Origin of the sequence: Rhizobium sp. TRM95796, from assembly GCF_025779995.1 — a bacterium.
Taxonomy (GTDB): Bacteria; Pseudomonadota; Alphaproteobacteria; order Rhizobiales; family Rhizobiaceae; genus Rhizobium_E.
The window spans coordinates 178108-196374 of the sequence record NZ_JAOXHE010000002.1 but is presented as its reverse complement, the minus strand read 5'-3'; the positions used below and the strand labels follow the sequence as shown (position 1 = coordinate 196374).

General features: G+C 62.7%; 17 protein-coding genes. 5 read left to right on the top strand and 12 right to left on the bottom strand.

Annotated features, from left to right (window positions below):
* Together OCK01_RS07035 and OCK01_RS07030 are read right to left on the bottom strand one after the other, a co-directional pair.
* Positions 1 to 1212 (bottom strand): GNAT family N-acetyltransferase, encoded by a 1212-nt coding sequence (locus OCK01_RS07035; protein ID WP_263823494.1) that lies wholly within the window; start codon positions 1210 to 1212, stop codon positions 1 to 3.
* A 162-nt stretch (positions 1213 to 1374) separates the two neighbouring features.
* A complete protein-coding gene (locus OCK01_RS07030) occupies positions 1375 to 1590 on the bottom strand; it encodes a DUF2842 domain-containing protein (protein WP_182826615.1) in 216 nt (71 codons plus the stop codon).
* A gap of 79 nt (positions 1591 to 1669) precedes the next feature.
* On the opposite strand from OCK01_RS07030, the gene OCK01_RS07025 reads away from it, so the two are divergent.
* Entirely contained in the window at positions 1670 to 2770 is a 1101-nt protein-coding gene (locus OCK01_RS07025) for a COX15/CtaA family protein (protein ID WP_263823493.1), read from the top strand.
* Positions 2771 to 2774: 4 nt separating this feature from the next.
* On the opposite strand, the gene OCK01_RS07020 is transcribed toward OCK01_RS07025, so the two are convergent.
* The 3 genes from OCK01_RS07020 to argC form a co-directional block, all read right to left on the bottom strand.
* Entirely contained in the window at positions 2775 to 3470 is a 696-nt protein-coding gene (locus tag OCK01_RS07020; RefSeq protein WP_263823492.1) for an acyl-homoserine-lactone synthase, read from the bottom strand.
* Positions 3471 to 3614: 144 nt separating this feature from the next.
* Positions 3615 to 4349 carry a LuxR family transcriptional regulator gene (locus OCK01_RS07015; protein ID WP_182826613.1) on the bottom strand — a complete coding sequence of 245 codons (735 nt, stop codon included), beginning with the start codon at positions 4347 to 4349 and terminating at the stop codon, positions 3615 to 3617.
* A gap of 104 nt (positions 4350 to 4453) precedes the next feature.
* Positions 4454 to 5386: an N-acetyl-gamma-glutamyl-phosphate reductase gene (gene argC / locus OCK01_RS07010; RefSeq protein ID WP_263823491.1), complete on the bottom strand. Its 933-nt coding sequence runs from the start codon at positions 5384 to 5386 to the stop codon at positions 4454 to 4456.
* Between the two features lie 181 nt (positions 5387 to 5567).
* Between argC and OCK01_RS07005 the strand changes: the two genes are divergently transcribed.
* Complete coding sequence (locus OCK01_RS07005) at positions 5568 to 7262, top strand: sulfatase-like hydrolase/transferase (RefSeq protein WP_263823490.1); 1695 nt, start codon at positions 5568 to 5570, stop codon at positions 7260 to 7262.
* A gap of 3 nt (positions 7263 to 7265) precedes the next feature.
* On the opposite strand, the gene speB is transcribed toward OCK01_RS07005, so the two are convergent.
* Together speB and OCK01_RS06995 are read right to left on the bottom strand one after the other, a co-directional pair.
* Complete coding sequence (speB, locus tag OCK01_RS07000) at positions 7266 to 8213, bottom strand: agmatinase (RefSeq protein ID WP_263823489.1); 948 nt, start codon at positions 8211 to 8213, stop codon at positions 7266 to 7268.
* Between the two features lie 59 nt (positions 8214 to 8272).
* On the bottom strand, positions 8273 to 8626 hold the full coding sequence (locus OCK01_RS06995) for an antibiotic biosynthesis monooxygenase family protein (protein ID WP_263823488.1): 354 nt from the start codon (positions 8624 to 8626) through the stop codon (positions 8273 to 8275).
* Between the two features lie 169 nt (positions 8627 to 8795).
* Here OCK01_RS06995 and OCK01_RS06990 point away from each other — a divergent pair, with 169 nt between their 5' ends.
* Positions 8796 to 9098 (top strand): DUF982 domain-containing protein, encoded by a 303-nt coding sequence (locus OCK01_RS06990; protein ID WP_182826609.1) that lies wholly within the window; start codon positions 8796 to 8798, stop codon positions 9096 to 9098.
* Positions 9099 to 9174: 76 nt separating this feature from the next.
* Here the strand turns inward: OCK01_RS06990 and rpsI are convergent, their stop codons facing one another.
* The gene (gene rpsI, locus OCK01_RS06985; protein ID WP_182826608.1) at positions 9175 to 9642 is read right to left on the bottom strand and encodes a 30S ribosomal protein S9; all 468 of its coding nucleotides are present in this window, start codon (positions 9640 to 9642) and stop codon (positions 9175 to 9177) included.
* Between the two features lie 2 nt (positions 9643 to 9644).
* Entirely contained in the window at positions 9645 to 10109 is a 465-nt protein-coding gene (gene rplM, locus OCK01_RS06980; protein WP_137158197.1) for a 50S ribosomal protein L13, read from the bottom strand.
* A gap of 428 nt (positions 10110 to 10537) precedes the next feature.
* Between rplM and OCK01_RS06975 the strand changes: the two genes are divergently transcribed.
* Positions 10538 to 12715, top strand: a complete 2178-nt coding sequence (locus OCK01_RS06975; protein ID WP_263823487.1) for a TonB-dependent siderophore receptor — start codon at positions 10538 to 10540, stop codon at positions 12713 to 12715.
* 29 nt (positions 12716 to 12744) lie between these two features.
* Here the strand turns inward: OCK01_RS06975 and OCK01_RS06970 are convergent, their stop codons facing one another.
* The 3 genes from OCK01_RS06970 to cckA all read right to left on the bottom strand — a co-directional run bounded on the left by OCK01_RS06970 (position 12745) and on the right by cckA (position 16855).
* Entirely contained in the window at positions 12745 to 13587 is an 843-nt protein-coding gene (locus OCK01_RS06970; RefSeq protein WP_182826606.1) for a DMT family transporter, read from the bottom strand.
* Between the two features lie 113 nt (positions 13588 to 13700).
* Entirely contained in the window at positions 13701 to 14249 is a 549-nt protein-coding gene (locus OCK01_RS06965; protein ID WP_263823486.1) for a DUF924 family protein, read from the bottom strand.
* A gap of 8 nt (positions 14250 to 14257) precedes the next feature.
* Complete coding sequence (gene cckA / locus OCK01_RS06960; RefSeq protein WP_182826604.1) at positions 14258 to 16855, bottom strand: cell cycle histidine kinase CckA; 2598 nt, start codon at positions 16853 to 16855, stop codon at positions 14258 to 14260.
* A gap of 267 nt (positions 16856 to 17122) precedes the next feature.
* Between cckA and OCK01_RS06955 the strand changes: the two genes are divergently transcribed.
* Positions 17123 to 18238 carry a flagellar biosynthetic protein FliO gene (locus OCK01_RS06955; RefSeq protein ID WP_263823485.1) on the top strand — a complete coding sequence of 372 codons (1116 nt, stop codon included), beginning with the start codon at positions 17123 to 17125 and terminating at the stop codon, positions 18236 to 18238.
* Positions 18239 to 18267 lie beyond the last annotated feature (29 nt).

The following is an 18267-nucleotide window of genomic DNA, read 5'->3' as shown; positions in this document are numbered from 1 at the left end:
TTACTCCTCGACGACGGGCGCCGTGTGCGAGCGTGAGCGGATGCGTTGCAGGAGCTGGTAGAGCGCCGGGTTCTGCTTGATCATGGTTTTGAGCCGCGTGGCGGTTTCTTCCTTCAGCGCCGCCAGCCTGCCGACGGGCGTCACCGGAATCGCCAAATTGATCTGAACCGTCTCGTCGGTGCACCAGGAGCGCTTGAACGGCATGTCGCCGATGCCGAAATCGAAGAGACCGGCGCCGTCTTTGTTGTACTGCTCGATCATCAGGTGAAACAGGAGTTCGCCGGGGCTCGCATCCGTCGTGGGGCCCGAACCGATCGAGCAGAACTGCACGATCACATGGTCGCCCTTGCGCGTCAGTCCTGCAATCGCCGGCGTTTCGCCCGCGAAGTCTCCCCCCGTCATGCGCAGCGCATGCATGCGCAGCGGGAAATTCGCCTCGTCCTGCGGCGCATCGAGAGTCCCGTGCAGGAAGGCGCGCGTCTTGGGGCAGGCGAAGACGTTCGGCAGACCGAATTCGGCGAGCCGCGCCGCCTTCTGCTCGAAGAACATATCGAGCAGGGCGTGCTTTTCTTCGGACGTCGTCGCCACGATATGGTCGTATCCGCCCAGTGTTTCGAGCCGGCGATGGCCGACGCTATATTTCTTGCGGCGGCGCTTGGCGTTGAGCTGTGCGAGGGTCTCGACGAAATTCGCCTTCATCCGAAGCTGGAAAGCGTGGTTCTGATTGGCGATATGCGGCAACAGCGTAAAGGGCATCACCGTATCGCGCCACAGGCCCGGCATGTTCGTCAACACGATGCAGTCGACCCCGGCCAGCGCGTCGCGCATATCCGCAGCGATGGCGTCCATGGTCGAGCGACTGGCGCGCGTCAGGAATTCGGACGAGAAAAGGCCCGTGTTGATGTTGGAATGTTCGGCGCCGACGAACTGGGCGCGCGTGAAGAGCCGGCCGCGTGTGATTTCGAGCGGAAGCAGGAAGGCGAGGCGGCCGTCCATTCGGCCGACGACGATTCGCAACGGTCGCTCGAAATTGTCGCGCCACGCGCGGCAATAGTCGTAAGCCTGATGCGGGGAATTGTGGGCTTCGGCTTCGAGCGCCCGCCATTCCGCCTCGAGCGGCTCCATGTCCGTATGAACGCTCAGGGAAACGCCGGAGGCGCCTTTCGGCGTTTCCTTCGCGATCTGCGGCATCTCCCCTTCGGTGATGTCCACGTAACTAGCCCTCGACTGTCCCGCCAACACGGCCCAACACTCCCATCACGAGAATTTGAGGCGTTCTAGGTCTGGTTTGGCCAACAAAGACTGAATCTTCGGGTGAATCTGCGCCTTTTTGAAAAAGCGCGGTTAACGCTGGGTTATCTTGCACAGCCTCGGTCAAGCCTTGGGGCGATCGGGCCGCTCCATCCATTTGATGATGGCCATGGCCGGCAAGATCCAGAGAAGGCCCGTGACGAGGAAATAGAGCAGGTGGATGCTCCAATGCGCGGCGCCGAGAGTGGCCGCGGCCACCGTGGTGGCGACCAGCGCATAGATCAGCACCAAGGCGATGATCAGCACCACACCGATCAGTTTGCGAAGCGTCTTGGGCATTTTGTCTCACATCCCGCTTATGGGTCTTGCCAGGCTCGTACATGTTATAGCAGAGCTTGACGCAAAAGGATGACCCGTCATGATCGATACAGCCATAACCGCCCATGAGGGCGCGGACAAGCGTTCTGACCGCGGCGAGGCCAATCGCCGCGCCGTCCGCGCATGGCTCGGCTTCGTGCTTCTCGCAATCCTTGCGTTGGTTCTGGTGGGCGGCGCGACCCGTCTCACCGATTCGGGTCTGTCCATCACCGAATGGAAGCCCATTCACGGGGCGATCCCGCCGCTGAGCGTCGCCGAATGGGAAGAGGAGTTCGCCCTTTACAAGCAGATCCCGGAATACAGCCAGATCAACAAGGGCATGACGCTGGACGAGTTCAAGACCATCTTCTGGTGGGAGTGGGCGCACCGGCTGATCGCCCGATCGATCGGGATCATCTTCGGCGCGCCGCTCTTGTTTTTCTGGGTGACCGGGCGGCTGGAGAAATCGCTGCGCTGGCCGCTGGTCGGCATTCTCGCGCTCGGCGGGCTGCAGGGCGCGATCGGCTGGTGGATGGTGTCCTCCGGCCTCGCCAAGCGCGTCGATGTCAGCCAATACCGATTGGCGGTTCATCTGACGGTGGCCTGCCTGATTTTCGCTTCCATCGCCTGGGTGTGGCGCGGGCTCGCGCCGCATCACGGCCGCGCGCTGCCGCACAGCCCGCAGGCGAGAGCGGCGGGCGGCCTGCTGTTTCTGGTGCTCCTGCAGATCTATCTCGGCGCGCTGGTGGCGGGGCTGGACGCGGGCCTCGCTTTCAACACCTGGCCGCTGATCGACGGCGCTTTCATTCCGGAAGGGCTCGGCGTGATGAAGCCGCTCTGGCACAATCTTTTCGAGAATATCAAGACGGTGCAGTTCGTGCACCGGATGAACGCCTATCTGATGTTCGTTCTGGCCCTCGCCAACATGATCTGGCTCCTGCGGAGCCTGCCGGGAACGACGCACGCCAATCGATCGGTTATCCTGTTCGGCATGGTGTTTCTGCAGGCTGGCCTCGGCGTGGCCACGCTTCTGACGCATGTCGATATTGGCCTGGCGCTGGCCCATCAGGGATTTGCGGTCGTCATCCTCGGATTTGCGGTCGCCAATCTGCGCGGATATTTCGGCGAATATCCGCGCAGTGCAGGCGTTGCTCGCGCCTGACGGCTCAGTTGGAGCGCGAGCCGGAGCTTTCCCGCATGGCTGTGAAATCGACGTCGGCGCGGAAGGCGACTTCCAACTCGTTCGTGTCGATGCGCTGACCATAAGGACGGACGAGGCCCATGCGGGTGACAGGATTGATGAGATCCTCGTCGATATCGAGCACGCTGCCGCGAATGCCAAACATCGTGCGATGCCGCTTCAGCGCCTTCTCCGTCATGCCGATATGGACGGCGACGACCGGCACGCCGTTGATGTCGCGCGGCGGCGCCAGCGTTTCGACTTCGTAACTGGTTTCCAGCATCCAGGTGACCAGCTTGGGATGGGTCTCGACCACCAGCCCGCGAATGCCGGCCGACAGGCTGAATTCGAGCACGCCGGTGATCAAGAGATGCGACGCCTGCACCTCCCCGAACTGGCCGGCGTTTTGGTCGGAGATGCAGCGCGTCCATTCGTAGATGTCGGCCTCCTGAGGCCAGGATCTGCCCTGCATGAGGTCGGGATAGACGTCGCGCAGCAGATGCGGACCCGAAGTGCGCAACAGGCGCGTATAACCGACGACCGTTTCGCCGCGCGCCGCCACCAGATGGATGGCGTCGTCATCGTCGAAGCGGTCGCGCTCGCGGCCGTCTTCCGAATTGAGTTCACGCCATCCCAATCGCTCCACGAATTGCGTGTGGCGGAAACGCCAAACATTTTCCATGAGCGTTGCGTTTTCATCGATGTTTTGTGAAGTAATAATCTTGAGCATTAGAGACTCCCGTTGAATAGGAGAGAGTCTCTGCGGGTTTACGAAACCCGGCTATGGGGTGTTTTACCTAGTTGACAGCGCCGATCTAGCCTTTAATCACTTGATTAACCCGGCGCGCAGCGCCTCGGCAACCAGTTGGACGCGATTGGTTGTGTTCATCTTGCGCTGCGCATTTTCAAGGATATGCGACACGGTGCGCTCGGAAATCCCGAGGATCGTTGAGATTTCCCAGGCCGTCTTGCCCTCCGAACACCAGGAAATGCATTCCCGCTCCCGCGGCGTCAGCTGAATGCTGCGCTTGATCAGTTGCGGCTTGTTGCCGCTCTTGAGTTCCTTGATCTTGTTGTGCGCATAGATGGATATCATGTGCAGGGCGCTGCGGCCTTCCTGCGGCATGTCGACCTTCTCGGCCGCATAGGTGACGATGGCGCGGAAACCCATGATCGAATGGATCGGCACCGAGAAACCGTCGATGAATTTGAAGTCGCGCGCCTCGCCCATGAAATCGAGCGACCGCTTGTCCACGCTGGCGGGATCGAGAGCGTCGGACCAGACGAAGGCGTTGTCCGATAGCAGCGTGCGCTGGATCACCGGGTCGATTCGGAAATATTGCCGCTCGAGATAGCGCGCCGCCCATTCAGACGGCCAGCCGTTCAGAAGCACGTACGGGTCCATCTTCTCGTGCGGCTCGGGTATGCCGGAAATGGCGAACGCGTTGAGGCCGAAGAAATCCGCGACCTTGCGCAGTTCCGCGAAGGCCTGTTCCTCGCTGGACATTTTGTCCAGCCGGTCGATGACGTCGAACATCATGTTCGCGATGATGGAGCGCATAAGCCCTCGGCGGCGCAATTCAGATCACGCTGCGTAACATGTAAACAGGTGGTGCGGAATTGCAACAATTCGCACTACCTATATTTTAGCGAGCGCCGTTCAGCTCATGCGGCGAGCATGAGGTCCATGTTCTGCACGGCCGCGCCGGATGCGCCCTTGCCGAGATTGTCGAGCAACGCCACGAGATTGATGTGTTCGCCATCGGGTTGACCGAAAACGAACAGCTTCATCGTGTCCTTGCCGGCGAGTTCGACCGCGTCGACGCGCGCCATCTTCGCCGAGACGTCGAGCGCCACGACCTCGACGATCGACTGACCGGCGTAGTGGGCCGTCAGAGCCGCATGCACGCTTTCGACGCTCGCGCCGGCGGCCAACTGGTCTCGGAACAACGGAACCTGCACGATCATGCCCTGGGGGAAGCGACCGACCGAGGGCGAGAACAGCGGCGAACGGTCGAGTAGGCCATGTTCTCGCATCTCAGGCACATGCTTGTGCGTGAGCGGCAGGCCATAGAGGAAGTGCGGCGAGGCGATGTGGTCCGCGTGGCCCTCGTCCTCCATCTGCGCGATCAGCTGCTTGCCGCCGCCGGTATAGCCGGAGACGGCGTTGACGGTCAGGGGATGAGAGGCCGGAAGCAAGCCCGCCATGCGCAACGGGCGGATCAGGCCGATCGCGCCGGTCGGATAGCAGCCGGGATTGGCGACATAGCGCGCCGCACGGATCTTGTCCGCCTGCGCCGGATCCATTTCCGCAAAGCCATAGGCCCAGTCGGGATGCACACGGAAGGCGGTGGAGGTGTCGATGATCCGGACTTTCGGGTTGGCCGCCGTCATCGCCACCGCTTCTTTCGACGCATCGTCCGGAAGGCAGAGAATCGCGATATCGGCGCTGTTGAGCAGATCCTCGCGCATCTCGGCGTTGCGGCGTTCCGTTTCGGGAATCGACAGGAGCTCGACATCGCGGCGCTCGGCCATGCGCGCGCGGATCTGCAATCCGGTTGTGCCATGTTCGCCGTCTATGAAGATTTTCGCGCTCATCGAATCCGTCCTGTTTCATTTTGATGCATCGGCGCCATGCAGCGACCGACGAAACTGGTTTTCGCAACCGCATATACCGGCGGATTAACCGTGACTCAACGCCATAGGACCCCAGGTTTGCAAAATTGGCGTTTCACGGGCATGACAAATTTATGACAGCGCCTTTGAGTTGAGGAACGCCATGCTTACCATGTCGCATGCGAGACTGCTCGGACTGCCCACCGCCACGCAAATCTTCGCGATAGGCGCAAGTTGCATCGGCCTCTTCGCCTTTGTCCGCTACATGGACTCGCGATGGGCCTATATCCCCTATGTCTTTGCGGTGACCGGCATCATTGCGGCGGCGGTGTTCATCGTCAGTCGCAGACCGGTCTTCTCGACCATGACGGCGGTTTCCCTGACTGTGCTCCAGGGGCTGGCGTCCTTTGTGAAGCATGCGCTCAACGGAATGGCTCTGCACATCTACGACCTCCTGTTCACAGCCAGGGATGGGGACCTGTTCTCGTTCCTTGTCGAATATTACCCGATGCTCGGCTTGGCGGCGCTCGCCGCCGTCGTCGTGGTCGCGGTCCTCTTGATCGTGGTGTTCAGGATGGAGCGCCCGGTCTTCGTCATGCTTCCGCCGCGTCTGTCTCTCCTTCCGCTGGCGATCGCGCTCAGCGTGGCGACCTATCCACGCGCCCAGACCTTCGATTCCGACTACCTGCCTTTCACCGCCGGCTACAACGCCTCCGCGCTCTATTTTTCTTTCGGCCATATCCGACACCTGACCGGGCCCGCGCCGATCCGGGCACATTTCCTCGCGGCCAAGCCGACGGTCGATCTTTCTGCGGCGCCCATCTGCGGTCGCGCCGAGGATAAGGCGGATTTCTTCCTCGTCTTGTCCGAAAGCCAGGCTCCGGCGGCGCTCGGCCCCGATCTCGCGCTGCCTGAGGATGTCCGCGCATCCTTCCGTTCCGGCGATGGGCAGGTGCGGGCGATGAATGTGGAGACGTTCGGCGCCGGCACCTGGATGACCAATTTTTCCGTGCTGACCGGTCTCTCCACCGCCGATTTCGGCTGGCAGGCGCCCTATGTCAACGCAGTCATGGAAGGGCGCGTGCGCCATTCGCTCCCGCGTCTTCTCGCCGATTGCGGCTATCGCACCATCGCCCTGATGACGTTGCGCTATCGCTCGGTGAATGAAGGTCCGTTCCTCAAATCGCTCGGCTTCGAGAATGTCTATGACGCGGATGCGATGAAGCTCGGTTCGTTCGGCACGCGCGACCGGGATTACTTCGACTTCGTTCGGAAGCTGGTGGCCGAGCATCGCAAGACCGATGGCCGGCCGCTGTTCATCTCCATGCAGACCATGTTCACGCATGGGCCGTTCACGACCCACTTGCCGGCGGCCGACTCCGTCGGCCTGTCATCCCTGTCTGATGATGCGGAGCTGGACGAATATGCCCGGCGCGTGGTGGTCAGCCGTCGCGACATGGCGGCGTTTCTGGAGCAGAGGCGCACGGATCCCGGCCCTCGCGGCGCTGTCGTCGCGGAGTTCGGCGACCATCAGGCCACGGCCACCAAGCGCTTCGTCGATCCCGACAATCTCGGCCGCGAAACCACCGATTTCCGCGCCAAGATGTACGAGACGTTCTTCGCCGTGCACGGATTTGGCGCGACAGTCGATTACGCCAAACTCGGCGAGCGGATCGATGCGGCCTATCTGCCGGCGCGGATCCTGGCGGCGACCACGTTGCCGAAATCCGCCGTTTTCGACGATCTCGCCGCCCTGAGCCGGCGTTGCGGCGGACGCATGCATCTCTGCCTGGAGCGGGGCGCCGTGGATCGGCATCTCGCCGCCAGGAATCAGGCTGGCTTGCTGGTGGTCGACTGAGCCTCAGCCGGCCGCCAGCTTCTCCGCGCGGAGACCGAGCAGATACATGGCGACGCTCGCGCCGGCGATGGCCGTGACGAGCCCGTGGTCATAGGGCGGCGACACTTCCACCACATCCCCGCCTTTGATGTCGAGCGCGCCGAGCTTGCGCAGCACCGACAGCATTTTGGCGCTTGACGGGCCGCCGGCCACAGGCGTGCCCGTGCCGGGCGCATAGGCGGGATCGAGGCAATCGATGTCGAACGTCACGTAGCAGGGGCGATCCCCGACCCGGGCGATGATCGCCTCGGCGATCTCGGTCGCCGACATCTCTTCGACCTCATGGCCATAGACGATCCTGATGCCGCAATCCTCCGGCGCATGCGTGCGGATGCCGATCTGAATGGAGTGGTCTGTATCGATGACCCCGTCGCGCGCCGCCCGCGCCACGAAGGACCCGTGATCGATGCGCCTGTCCTCGTCGAACCAGGTATCCTGATGGGCGTCGAACTGCACCAGAGCGAGCGGTCCATGTTTGGCGGCGTGCGCCTTCAGAACGGGCCAGGTCACGTAATGATCGCCGCCGAGCGACAGCAGGAAGGCGCCAGATTTCAGGATCTTGGCGGCTTCCTTCTCGATCGTCAGAGGCGTCTTCTGGTGGTCGCCGTAGTCGAACAGGCAATCGCCGTAATCGATCACCGCCATGGCCTCGAACAGATCGCGATGAAACGGATATTGCGGATCGTTGTCGAAGATGGACGACGCCTCACGGATGGCGCGAGGCCCGAAACGCGCGCCAGGGCGATGCGAGACCGCGGCGTCGAACGGGATTCCCCAGACGACCGCATCCACGCCGGTCAGGCTCTTGGTGTATTTGCGACGCATGAAGGACAGCGCGCCGGCGTAAGTCGGGTCCGTGGCGGCGCTCTTGAGGGATTTGGCGGTAAAGGCGTTGTCTATGCTCTTCTTCACGGATGCTGCTCCGACTTCCTTAAAATGTGCGACGAGGGTAGAAAAGCCAGCGGAACCGGTCAACCACCCGTGTCGGCTGTGAAGGAATAGACGCGTTCCACCCGGGCGACCCGCACGGCGTAGCGCCTGTACCAGCGCTGCCGCCCCTGGCTCTGCGCATGCAGGTGATCGACGTCGCGCTTCCAGGCCCGGATACTGTCTTCGTCTTTCCAAAAGGAGTTGGTCACGCCGAAGCCGTCCGCGCCTCGCACGCTCTCCACGCCGAGATAGCCCGGCTGGCGCGCGGCGAGCTCGACCATATGTTCGGCCATGGCGGCATAGCCGTCGTCGCCGTGGCGGCGAAGCGACGAAAAGATCACCACGAAATAAGGCGGTTCGGGCAGGGCTGCGAAGGGAGAGGACGTTTCGGCCATGGTCGGACCTCGGCTAGGATTTTCTTCATATTGCAGGGAACCGGGCGGCGGCCAAGCGGGTTAATGGTCCGCTCGCACACGAACACGAGGCGTCATCCGAGGATGTTCGATGAGCGAAAAAAGACGAATGCAGCGGCGCGCTGAAAGCGTCCTGTTTGGGAGAACTATCATGCAGATCAACGATATTCCTTGGCGTCAAACGATCACCGTCCAGTTGCAGAACGGCGCTTTCAGGCATTTTGCCGGCGCCTATGACGCGCTCGATTTTCTCGAAAACGAATGGCCCGTCCGCAAGGGCCGTCACTACGAGAATGCGATCACGCAGTGCCGCGCCGCGCTCTGCCGCGCCGCGCCCGTCGAGGTGGCGCGAGAAGCCTTCATCGCGTCCTGCATCGAAGCGGCGCTGGTCTGCCATGCGCCCGTTCTTCGCGCTCCCGCAAACGTCAACGGCGCATCCGCTCGCGCCGCCTGACACCGTCTCCGAGATGGATAACGACAAAGGCCGGGCGAAAGCCCGGCCTTTGCAATTTCCGCCAGCGGCGAAGCGATCAACGCTTCGAGAACTGGAACGAACGACGGGCCTTGGCGCGGCCATACTTCTTACGCTCGACCACGCGGCTGTCGCGAGTCAGGAAGCCGGCCTTCTTCAGGACCGGGCGCAGACCCGGCTCGAAGTAGGTCATGGCCTTGGAGAGGCCGTGGCGCACAGCGCCGGCCTGGCCGGACAGACCGCCGCCGGCGACGGTGGCGATGATGTCGAACTGGCCGTCGCGGGCAGCTGCGAAGATCGGCTGACGCAGGATCATCTGCAGCACCGGACGGGCGAAGTACGCCGTGTAGTCCTTGCCGTTGACGACGATCTTGCCGGAGCCGGCCTTGACCCAGACGCGTGCGACCGCATCCTTGCGCTTGCCGGTGGCGTAAGCGCGGCCGAGCGAGTCGACCTTGCGAACGTGAACCGGAGCAGCGGCTTCGGTCGTGGTGGCGATATCCTTGAGGGCGGAAAGGTCAGCCATGATCAGCCTCTTTTCGTGTTCTTGTCGTTCAGCTTGGCGACGTCAAGAACGACCGGCTGCTGAGCTTCATGCGGATGGGTGGCGCTGGCGTAAACCTTGAGGTTCTTCATCTGGCGACGGCCGAGCGGGCCACGCGGAACCATGCGTTCCACGGCCTTTTCGAGCACGCGCTCCGGAAAACGACCTTCAAGGGTCTGGCGCATGGTGCGCTCCTTGATGCCGCCCGGATAGCCGGTGTGCCAGTAGAACTTCTTGTCGGTGTACTTCTTGCCGGTGAAGACGACCTTGTCGGCATTGATGACGATGACGTTGTCGCCGTCGTCGACATGCGGGGTGAAGGTCGGCTTGTGCTTGCCGCGGAGACGATTGGCGATGATGGAAGCGAGACGGCCGACGACGAGGCCTTCGGCGTCGATCAGGACCCACTTCTTCTCGACTTCTGCCGGCTTCTGAACGAAGGTGGACATATGTCTGTTCTTTCGTGTTGGATCCCCAATGCCCGAAGGCAAGGGGCGTTTTTTGTTGCTTGCTTTGCAGCGCCGGAGCCCTGCAAAAATTGACGTCGCCCGGTGAGGAGCGACGTTGCCGGGCTTATACGGCAGAGTTTCCCCGATATCAAGATCGGAGAATTCCGGCGCTCAAAATATTACCTAGTAAAATCAGATGATTAGATATGTGGTAACATGAAACCACATCGATTTTCGTTCGTTGGGCTCGATAAAGGCCGAAATCAGGCTTTTATAAGTTGAGATATTGACTCCTGTTATGGAGCGCTTCTATCTGGGATGCGATGTCCCGATAGCTTTCTTAGAAAACCCATGCCAATTGCCCGAACCGTCCTCTGTCTTCAGCCTCTCCCACGGGAGAGGCGTGCAAAAAAAGAAGAAGGGACGCCATGTCTAGAGAAAAATCAGCCCGATTCGGGCTTCGGGTCGCGGGCCGCGCATCGCTTCTGGCGCTGACGGCGGCGCTGGCCGCATCGGCTGCGCATGCGCAGGATGCGGAAACGCCAACCGTTCTGAAGAAGATCGTCGTCTCGAGCGCCGGCAAGGGCCCGCGGGCGGCGGCGGAGGGCCGCGCGAGGGACAATGACACGATCGCGCCGGAAACGTCGGACTCCGTCTTGAAAGACAGCGCGCCGCTGTCGCGCACGCCGCGCAGCGTGGCCGTGATCACCCGCAAGGAACTGGACGAGCGCGCCGTCAACGACATGATCGACGCGGTCAACTATGCGGCCGGCGTCCAGACCGGCCAATACGGCTTCGATCCGCGTTTCGATCAGATCAGCATTCGCGGTTACGCCACCGTCACCACGGGCGATTTCCGCGACGGGCTTCGCCAGCCCTATATGAATTACGGCACGTTCCGCACCGACGTCTACGGATTGGAGCGGGTCGAAGTGATCAAGGGTCCGGTCTCCGTGCTCTATGGCGGCTCCAGCGTCGCCGGCATCGTCAACCGCGTCTCGAAAATGGCAGACGGTTTGGAGCATGGCGAGGTCGAGGCTCAATGGGGCAGCTATGGACGCGCGCAGCTTGCGCTGGATTACGGCGACGTCTCGCAATCCAACGACGCCTTTTCCTGGCGGGTGGTCGGCGTCGCCCGGCGCGGCGACACGAGCTATGACATCGCCGACGACAGACTCATGCTGGCGCCGTCCTTCCAGTGGGCGCCGGACGATGCGACGTCTTTGACAGTCTACGCCATCGGCCAGAAGGACGAGACCGACACCAATGTCCAGGGCTTCGACTATGGCGGCGAAATCCTGCGCTATAGTGACCCGGACTACGATTATCAGAAGGTCTCGCAACTGCAGACCGGCTACAGGTTCGAGCATGAATTCGACAATGGCGTGAAGTTCAGCCAGCATGTGCGCTATAGCGTCATGGACCTCGACAGCCGCTATCTCGAAGTCAGTGCCACGGACGAAGCGACCGGCGTCATGAGCCGCTATCCGGTCGGCGTCTCCGATCACATGAATGTCTATCAGGCGGACAATCGCCTTTCGGGCGCTGTCGACACCGAACCTCTCGAACACAAGCTCACCGCGGGTCTCGACGCAACCTGGATCAATTCCAGTTTCGGCCTCGGTTACGGCGTCGTGAGCCCGGATTTCGACCTCGATCTCGACAAGCCGTCGACCGGCGTGTCCGGGCCCACGCCGGAACTGACCTCGTTGACCGGTAGCGACCAGCGCCAGATCGGCGTCTATGCGCAGGACCAGATCACCTTCGGCGGCTGGACAGCCGTGCTCGGACTACGCAACGACTGGATCAAGCAGACGACATGGGATGACGCGGCGGGCGTCGAGACGGGCGAGGGCAGCGACAGCGCTCTATCGTATCAGGCCGGTCTTCTCTATCGCTTCGACAGCGGCCTCGCCCCCTATGTCAGCTATGCGACGTCCTTCGTGCCGCAATCCTATCGAGACGAAGGCGGCGCGCTTCTGACGCCGATGACCGGCGAACAATTCGAAGCCGGCGTCAAATTCCGGCCGGACGACGCCGATTACGCCGTCAATCTCGCTTATTATCATATGGTCCAGTCCGATGCCGCCACCTATGCCGGCTCCAACGATACGGTCGGCTACTACTACCGCGCTCTGGGCGAGGTGACGTCCAACGGCATTGAGATCGAGGCCCGCAAGGCCTTCGACAATGGCTTCGATCTGATCGCGGGCTACAATTACAACGCCGCAGAAATCACCGAATCCACAAATCCTGCGGAAGTCGGCAATCGGCCCTCGACCACGCCGCTGCACAGCGCCTCGTTATGGGCCAATTACACGGTCCAGGAAGGCGGCTTCATGGATGGGCTGAGCGGCGGTCTGGGCCTGCGTTATGCCGGCAAGTCCTTCAAGGACACCACCAACACAACTGAAAACGAAGACAGGATCTATCTCGACGCGGCGCTCAATTTCGACATCGGCAAGCAGTTCAGGCGCGCCGATGGCCTGAAGGCTTCCATCAGCGTCAAGAACGTCTTCGACAAGCGCGACGAGGTCTGCACCGACGGCTATTGCTATTTCGCTCAGGGCCGCACGGTGCTCGGCTCGCTGAAATACAGCTGGTGAGCATGGTCATCGGATAGGCGGGGCGCCGCCTATCCCAATTTCATGATCAGCGCGCCGAGCGCGATCACGCCGCCGGCGATGTAACGCCAGACGCTGGCCTTTTCCTTGAGAAACACCACTGAAATCACCAGGGCGAACAGAATGGAGGTTTCGCGCAGCGCCGCGACCGCCGCGATCGGCGCCTTCGTCATGGCGTAAAGCGCAAGACCATAGGACGCAACGGATCCGGCGCCCCCGAACAGGCCGCGCCGCCAGGTGCGGCGGACGTGAGCCAGGACCGGCCTGACGCCGCGCATGAAAAAGGCGAAGGAAAACAGCAGGAGCGGCGGCAGAATGCAGATCCAGATCGTATAGGTGATGGGATCGCCGGCCGCGCGCGCGCCGAGCCCGTCGACATAGGTATAGGCGGCGATGACGAAGGCGTTGAGAATGGCGACGCCGGCCGCCTTCATATTGCCGCTGCGCGCTTCCGCCGCCAGCGTCAGCACGCCGGCCGAGATGGCGATTACACCGGCATACATCATCGGAGACAGGGTTTCCGCCAGAACCGTTCCGCTCGTCGTGGCCACGATCAGCGGCGCGACGCCGCGCATCAGCGGGTAGACCAGCCCGATATCGCCGAAGCGGTAGGCCGCGCCGACCAGCTGATAATAGGTGAAGTGGATGCAGATCGACGCCAGGATATAGGGCCAGGCTTCGGGATGCGGCAGCGTCATCGGCAGGAAGGGCAGGGCGCAAAGTGAAGCGACCGAGGCGCCCAGCGCGATCATGCTGGAATCGAGTTGCTTGTCGGACCCCGATTTGACCAGGGCGTTCCAGGTCGCGTGAAAGGCCGCGCCCACCAGAACGAGAAAGACGACATCCAAAGGCATGATGGGGAAGGATCCGGTGAATCGTGTGAAGGTTTTGCGACACTATCCCCGGGAGCGATGCGGATAAAGCGAGGCCGGCGCAAATAATTCGACGCCAGAGTCCCGTCTGCCGTTCAAAACCCCTTGTGCTGTTTGAGGAACTCTTCCTCTTCGTCGGTGCTTTCGCGCCCCAACACGTCGTTGCGATGTGGAAAGCGACCGAAGCGCTCGATGATATCCAGATGCTCCCGGGCGAATTTCAGCGCGTTCTCGTTGTCGATCGCCTCGTAGAGCGCGACGCAGGTTTGCTGATGGTCCGGGTCTTCGCTGTGCATCAGGGGCAGATAGAAGAACTGTCGTTCCCGCTCCGGAAATTCGTGGTCCCAACTCTTCCCGAGCGCCTCGAGCGCCAGCGACAGCGCCTTGCGATCCTCGGCGAAGGCGCGTGGTGTGCCGCGATGCAGGTTGCGCGACAACTGATCGAGCAGGATGATCATCGCCAGTGCGCCTTTCGGCGACTGCGTCCAGGCGTCCAGCCTGCCCGCGCAGGCCTGGTCATGCAACGCGGCGAACCGGCTTTCCAGCTCTTCGTCGAACGCCGCGCCGCCGTTGAACCATTTCTCTTCCATGCCCCCCGCGAACCAGAAGGCGAGGAGATCGTCGATGTGGGCGTCTTCCGTCATATCGTCTCTCAGCTGTCGAGCATTTCGCGCACGGTGGTGGCGAGCTGCTTGAGCGAAAAGGGTTTCGGCAGGAAGCCGAACTTGGAGCCTTCCGGCAGGTTCCGCGCGAAGGCGTCTTCGGCGAAGCCGGAGACGAAGACGAACTTCATGTCCGGCCAGCGCTGGCGGATTTCCTTGAGCAGCGTCGGGCCGTCCATCTCGGGCATCACCACATCCGAGACGACGACGTCGACCTGACCGTCGAGCTCGTCGAGGATTTCGAGCGCTTCGACGCCGGAGCCGGCCTCGTGTACGGTATAGCCGCGCGTCTCCAGCATGCGCTTGCCGCCGCGGCGGACCGCTTCTTCGTCTTCGACCAGCAGCACGACGGCGGAATTTCCGGTGAGATCGGGCTCCTCCTGCGGAGGCTGCGGCGCAGCGGCGGGAACTGCGGCGACATTCGAATTCGCCGCGACGTCGCCGGCCGGAACCTCCTGCGGGATATGCCGCGGCAGGAAGATGTGGAAAACCGTGCCTTTGCCGACTTCCGACTCCGGAAACACATAACCGCCCGACTGTTTGATGATGCCATAGACCATCGACAGGCCGAGGCCCGTGCCCTTGCCCACATCCTTGGTGGTGAAGAAGGGCTCGAAGATCTTGTCCATGATATCGGGCGCGATGCCCGTGCCGGTGTCGACCACGTCGATCACCACATAGTCTTCGACCGGCAGGCCCCTGAACGGCGCAACGGCGGCCTCGGAGGCCGGCAGGTTGCGCGTGCGGATCGTCAGCGTGCCGCCGCCGGGCATGGCGTCGCGGGCGTTGACCGACAGGTTGACCATCACCTGTTCGAATTGCGAAAGATCCGTCTTCACGGGCCAGAGATCGCGGCCGTAATCGATCTCGAGCTTCACATTCGTGCCCGAGAGCATGCGGGTCACCAACATGCGGAGATCGCCGATCGCGTCGGTGAGATTGATGACCGCCGGCCTCAGCGTCTGCTTGCGCGAGAAGGCGAGAAGCTGGCGCACCAGCACTGCGGCCCGGTTGGCGTTGCGCTTGATTTCCATGAGATCGGCGAAGGAGGAATCCGATTGCCGCGCCTGCAGCAGAAGATGGTCCGACGACAAAAGGATGGCGGTCAGCACATTGTTGAAGTCGTGCGCGATGCCGCCCGCCAGGGTGCCCACCGCGTTCATCTTCTGCGTCTGCGCCATCTGGGTTTCCAGCGCCTTCTGCTGCGTCGTCTCCACGGCGTAGACGATGGCCGCTTCCTCGGGCGCTTGGTCGGACTGGTCGATCACCGCGTTGATGTAGAAACGGAAATACCGGCTTTCGTCCGCCGGATGGCGCGCGTCGACCGGCTCGATATCGGCCTTGAAATCCTTGGCGGCATGCAGCGCGGCGGCGAGCTTGTCGCGTTCGGTCTCCGCCACCACGGAAAACAGGTCCTGGCCATCGGCGCCTTCCGGAGTCTTCAGGCTCGCGAACAGCTTCATGAACTGGGTGTTGGTGCGGAGAATCCGGCCGTCGCCGTCGACCGAGGCGATGGCCATCGGCGTGTTGTTGAAGAATCGGTTGAAGCGCTGGGCCGCCGAGGAATCCTCCGACGCCGCCTCGTCCTGGACCCGCTTCAGCACGATGGTGCGGCTTTCGCCCGGTGCGCCGTCCTTGGCGGCCGAGACGCGATGGATGATCCGCACCGGCGCCGAGCGGCCGTCCAGCTTTCGGAAATCGAGATCGAGCGTTTCGGTGCGGTTCTGGCCGGGTTCGGGATGGATCGTCTCGAGCCTGGTCAAGCCTTCGCCGGCGCAGATGTCGCGGATCGACAGCGAGCCGGGACGGAACCGGGTGAGGTCGATATCGAGCCAGTCGGCCAAAGTGGCGTTGAGATAGAGGATCTCGCCCTTCCGCCCCGCCGAGAAGAAGCCGGCCGGCGCATGGTCGAGATAGTCGATGGCGTTCTGCAATTCGCGAAAATACTTTTCCTGCTCGCCGCGTTCGCCCGTCGTATCGGCGATTTCCCAGAGGAAGAAGGGGCCGCCCGGTTCGTCCTCGATCTCGACCGGCCTCGCCTTCAGCCGGTACCACCAGGCGGGCTCGTTGTCCGAAACGGTCTGGCCGAGCGGTCGCGCCAGCCGGAACTCTTCATAACCGGACTTGCCTTCGACCAGACCATTGGTGAGGCGATAGACCGCTTCGGTGGATTCGCGGCTGCGCGAGAGGAGATGCTCGATCGTGACGGGCCCCGCCGCCGGGTCGGCGCCGGTCAGGCGGCCGTAAGCGGCGTTGGCGTAGACGGCGCGGCCCTTGCGATCGGTGATCAGCACGCCTTCGGGCATCGTGTCCAGCACGGCGCGCGAGACGGTGTCGGTGCGGTTCTGCGGCATCACCTCCACGAAGCCGACGATGCTCGACACCAGAAAGAAGATGCCCGCCATTGCCAGGACGCCGAGGATGCCGAGCACCATTTCGTTTTCCAGCTGGTCTCGAAACCAGACGAAAGCCGCCGCCGCCGCGACCAGCGCGAGCGCGAGCAGAAAGAGGCGAAGCGCCGTTCCCGGTCGCTGTCCGTTCACCACCACCGGCCTGTAAGGGTCGGCCGTCCCGTTCGCTTTTGTCATCCAGTCCTCGATATGCGCCCCGGCGGACCGGCCGAGCGTGATTGCGCATTGCGCCGACTCATGTTTATCAAGTTGAAACAGTTCCACAAAGCGCGCACAGGACTAATTCACCACTCAATTGCATCGGTTGATTGACGTGAGCGGGCAAACTGGCCCGCCGCGGCGATGGATAAGATGGGATTTGTCTTGCCAAGCCGGAAAAATGCCTTCAATGACCCTTACTGATATGCTCTTGTCGACGTATATCGGACGAAAAAGGAAAGCATGATGCTGGATGGATTGGCGCCTGATCTCGCGCCGCGACTGGTAATCGCCATTGGCGGCGTCGTTCTCGCATTCGTCGCCTTCATCGTCGTTCTGATGATCCTCAAGAAGCGGAACTCTCCTTTGTTCATCAAGGGCGGTCGCGCCCGCGAGCACCGACTGCATGTCCTCGACGCCGCCGCCGTGGACGCCAAGCGCAGGCTCGTGCTGATCCGTCGCGACAACACCGAGCATCTCATCATGATCGGCGGTCCCACCGACATCGTCATCGAAACAGGCATCAATCCGAACCGTCCGTTGTCGGGCGATATCGCGCAACTGCCGGCGCAGGCGCCGGTGGCGATCGCCACAGAGCCGAAGCCGCAGCCGCAGATTCAGCCGCCGCAACCGCAGCGCCGCGTGGAGCCGCCGCGCCCGCCGGAGCCGCGCGTCGCGCAGCCCGTGGTCCAGGCGGAGCGTCCGCGCGAAGCGGCCAGGCCGGCGCCCGCAGTCGCGCCGCCTGTCCATCCCGCATCCCCGCCGCGTCCGGCCCAAACCGAACAGCCGAGCAAACCGGTCGAGCCGCGTATTTCGAATATGGGCGCGATGCTGTACGACGAGGGCCGCGAGCCTTTCGCCGGCGCCCAACCGCCGACAAGCGTCGCGCAGACGCCGAAGGCGTCGCCGGCCTCCGCGACCGCGAGCCAGGCCGATGCTATCCTGGAACAGGCGCGCAGCCGTGTGCTGCCGCAGGCCGGCGCGGTCGAGGCGCCGCCGCCACGCACGGAGCCTCCACGGGTCGATACGGCCGCCAGCGATGCGAAGCTTGAGGCGATGCGCGCTGAAGCCGCTGCGCGGCTCGAGGCGGCGCGCCAGGCGCAATCTTCGCCGCCGCGTCCAGCACAGCCGGCCCAGCGCCCGCAGGCGAGCCTGCCGCCTCCTACGCCGGCGTCCAATCCGGACAGGCTGGCTTCCGATTTCGCGAGCTTTCTCGAAGCCGAACTCGAAGCCGGGGGCGTGCTGGCCAACGGCGCGCGAACGCCCGGCGCGCCCGCCGGTCAACCCGGCGGCGGCAGCGCCGAACAGGCGGTGACCCGCCGGCTCGGGGAAATCAACGTCAACAAGACCGACCCCGCCTGACAGCGTTACGCATCGACGGGGACGGCGCC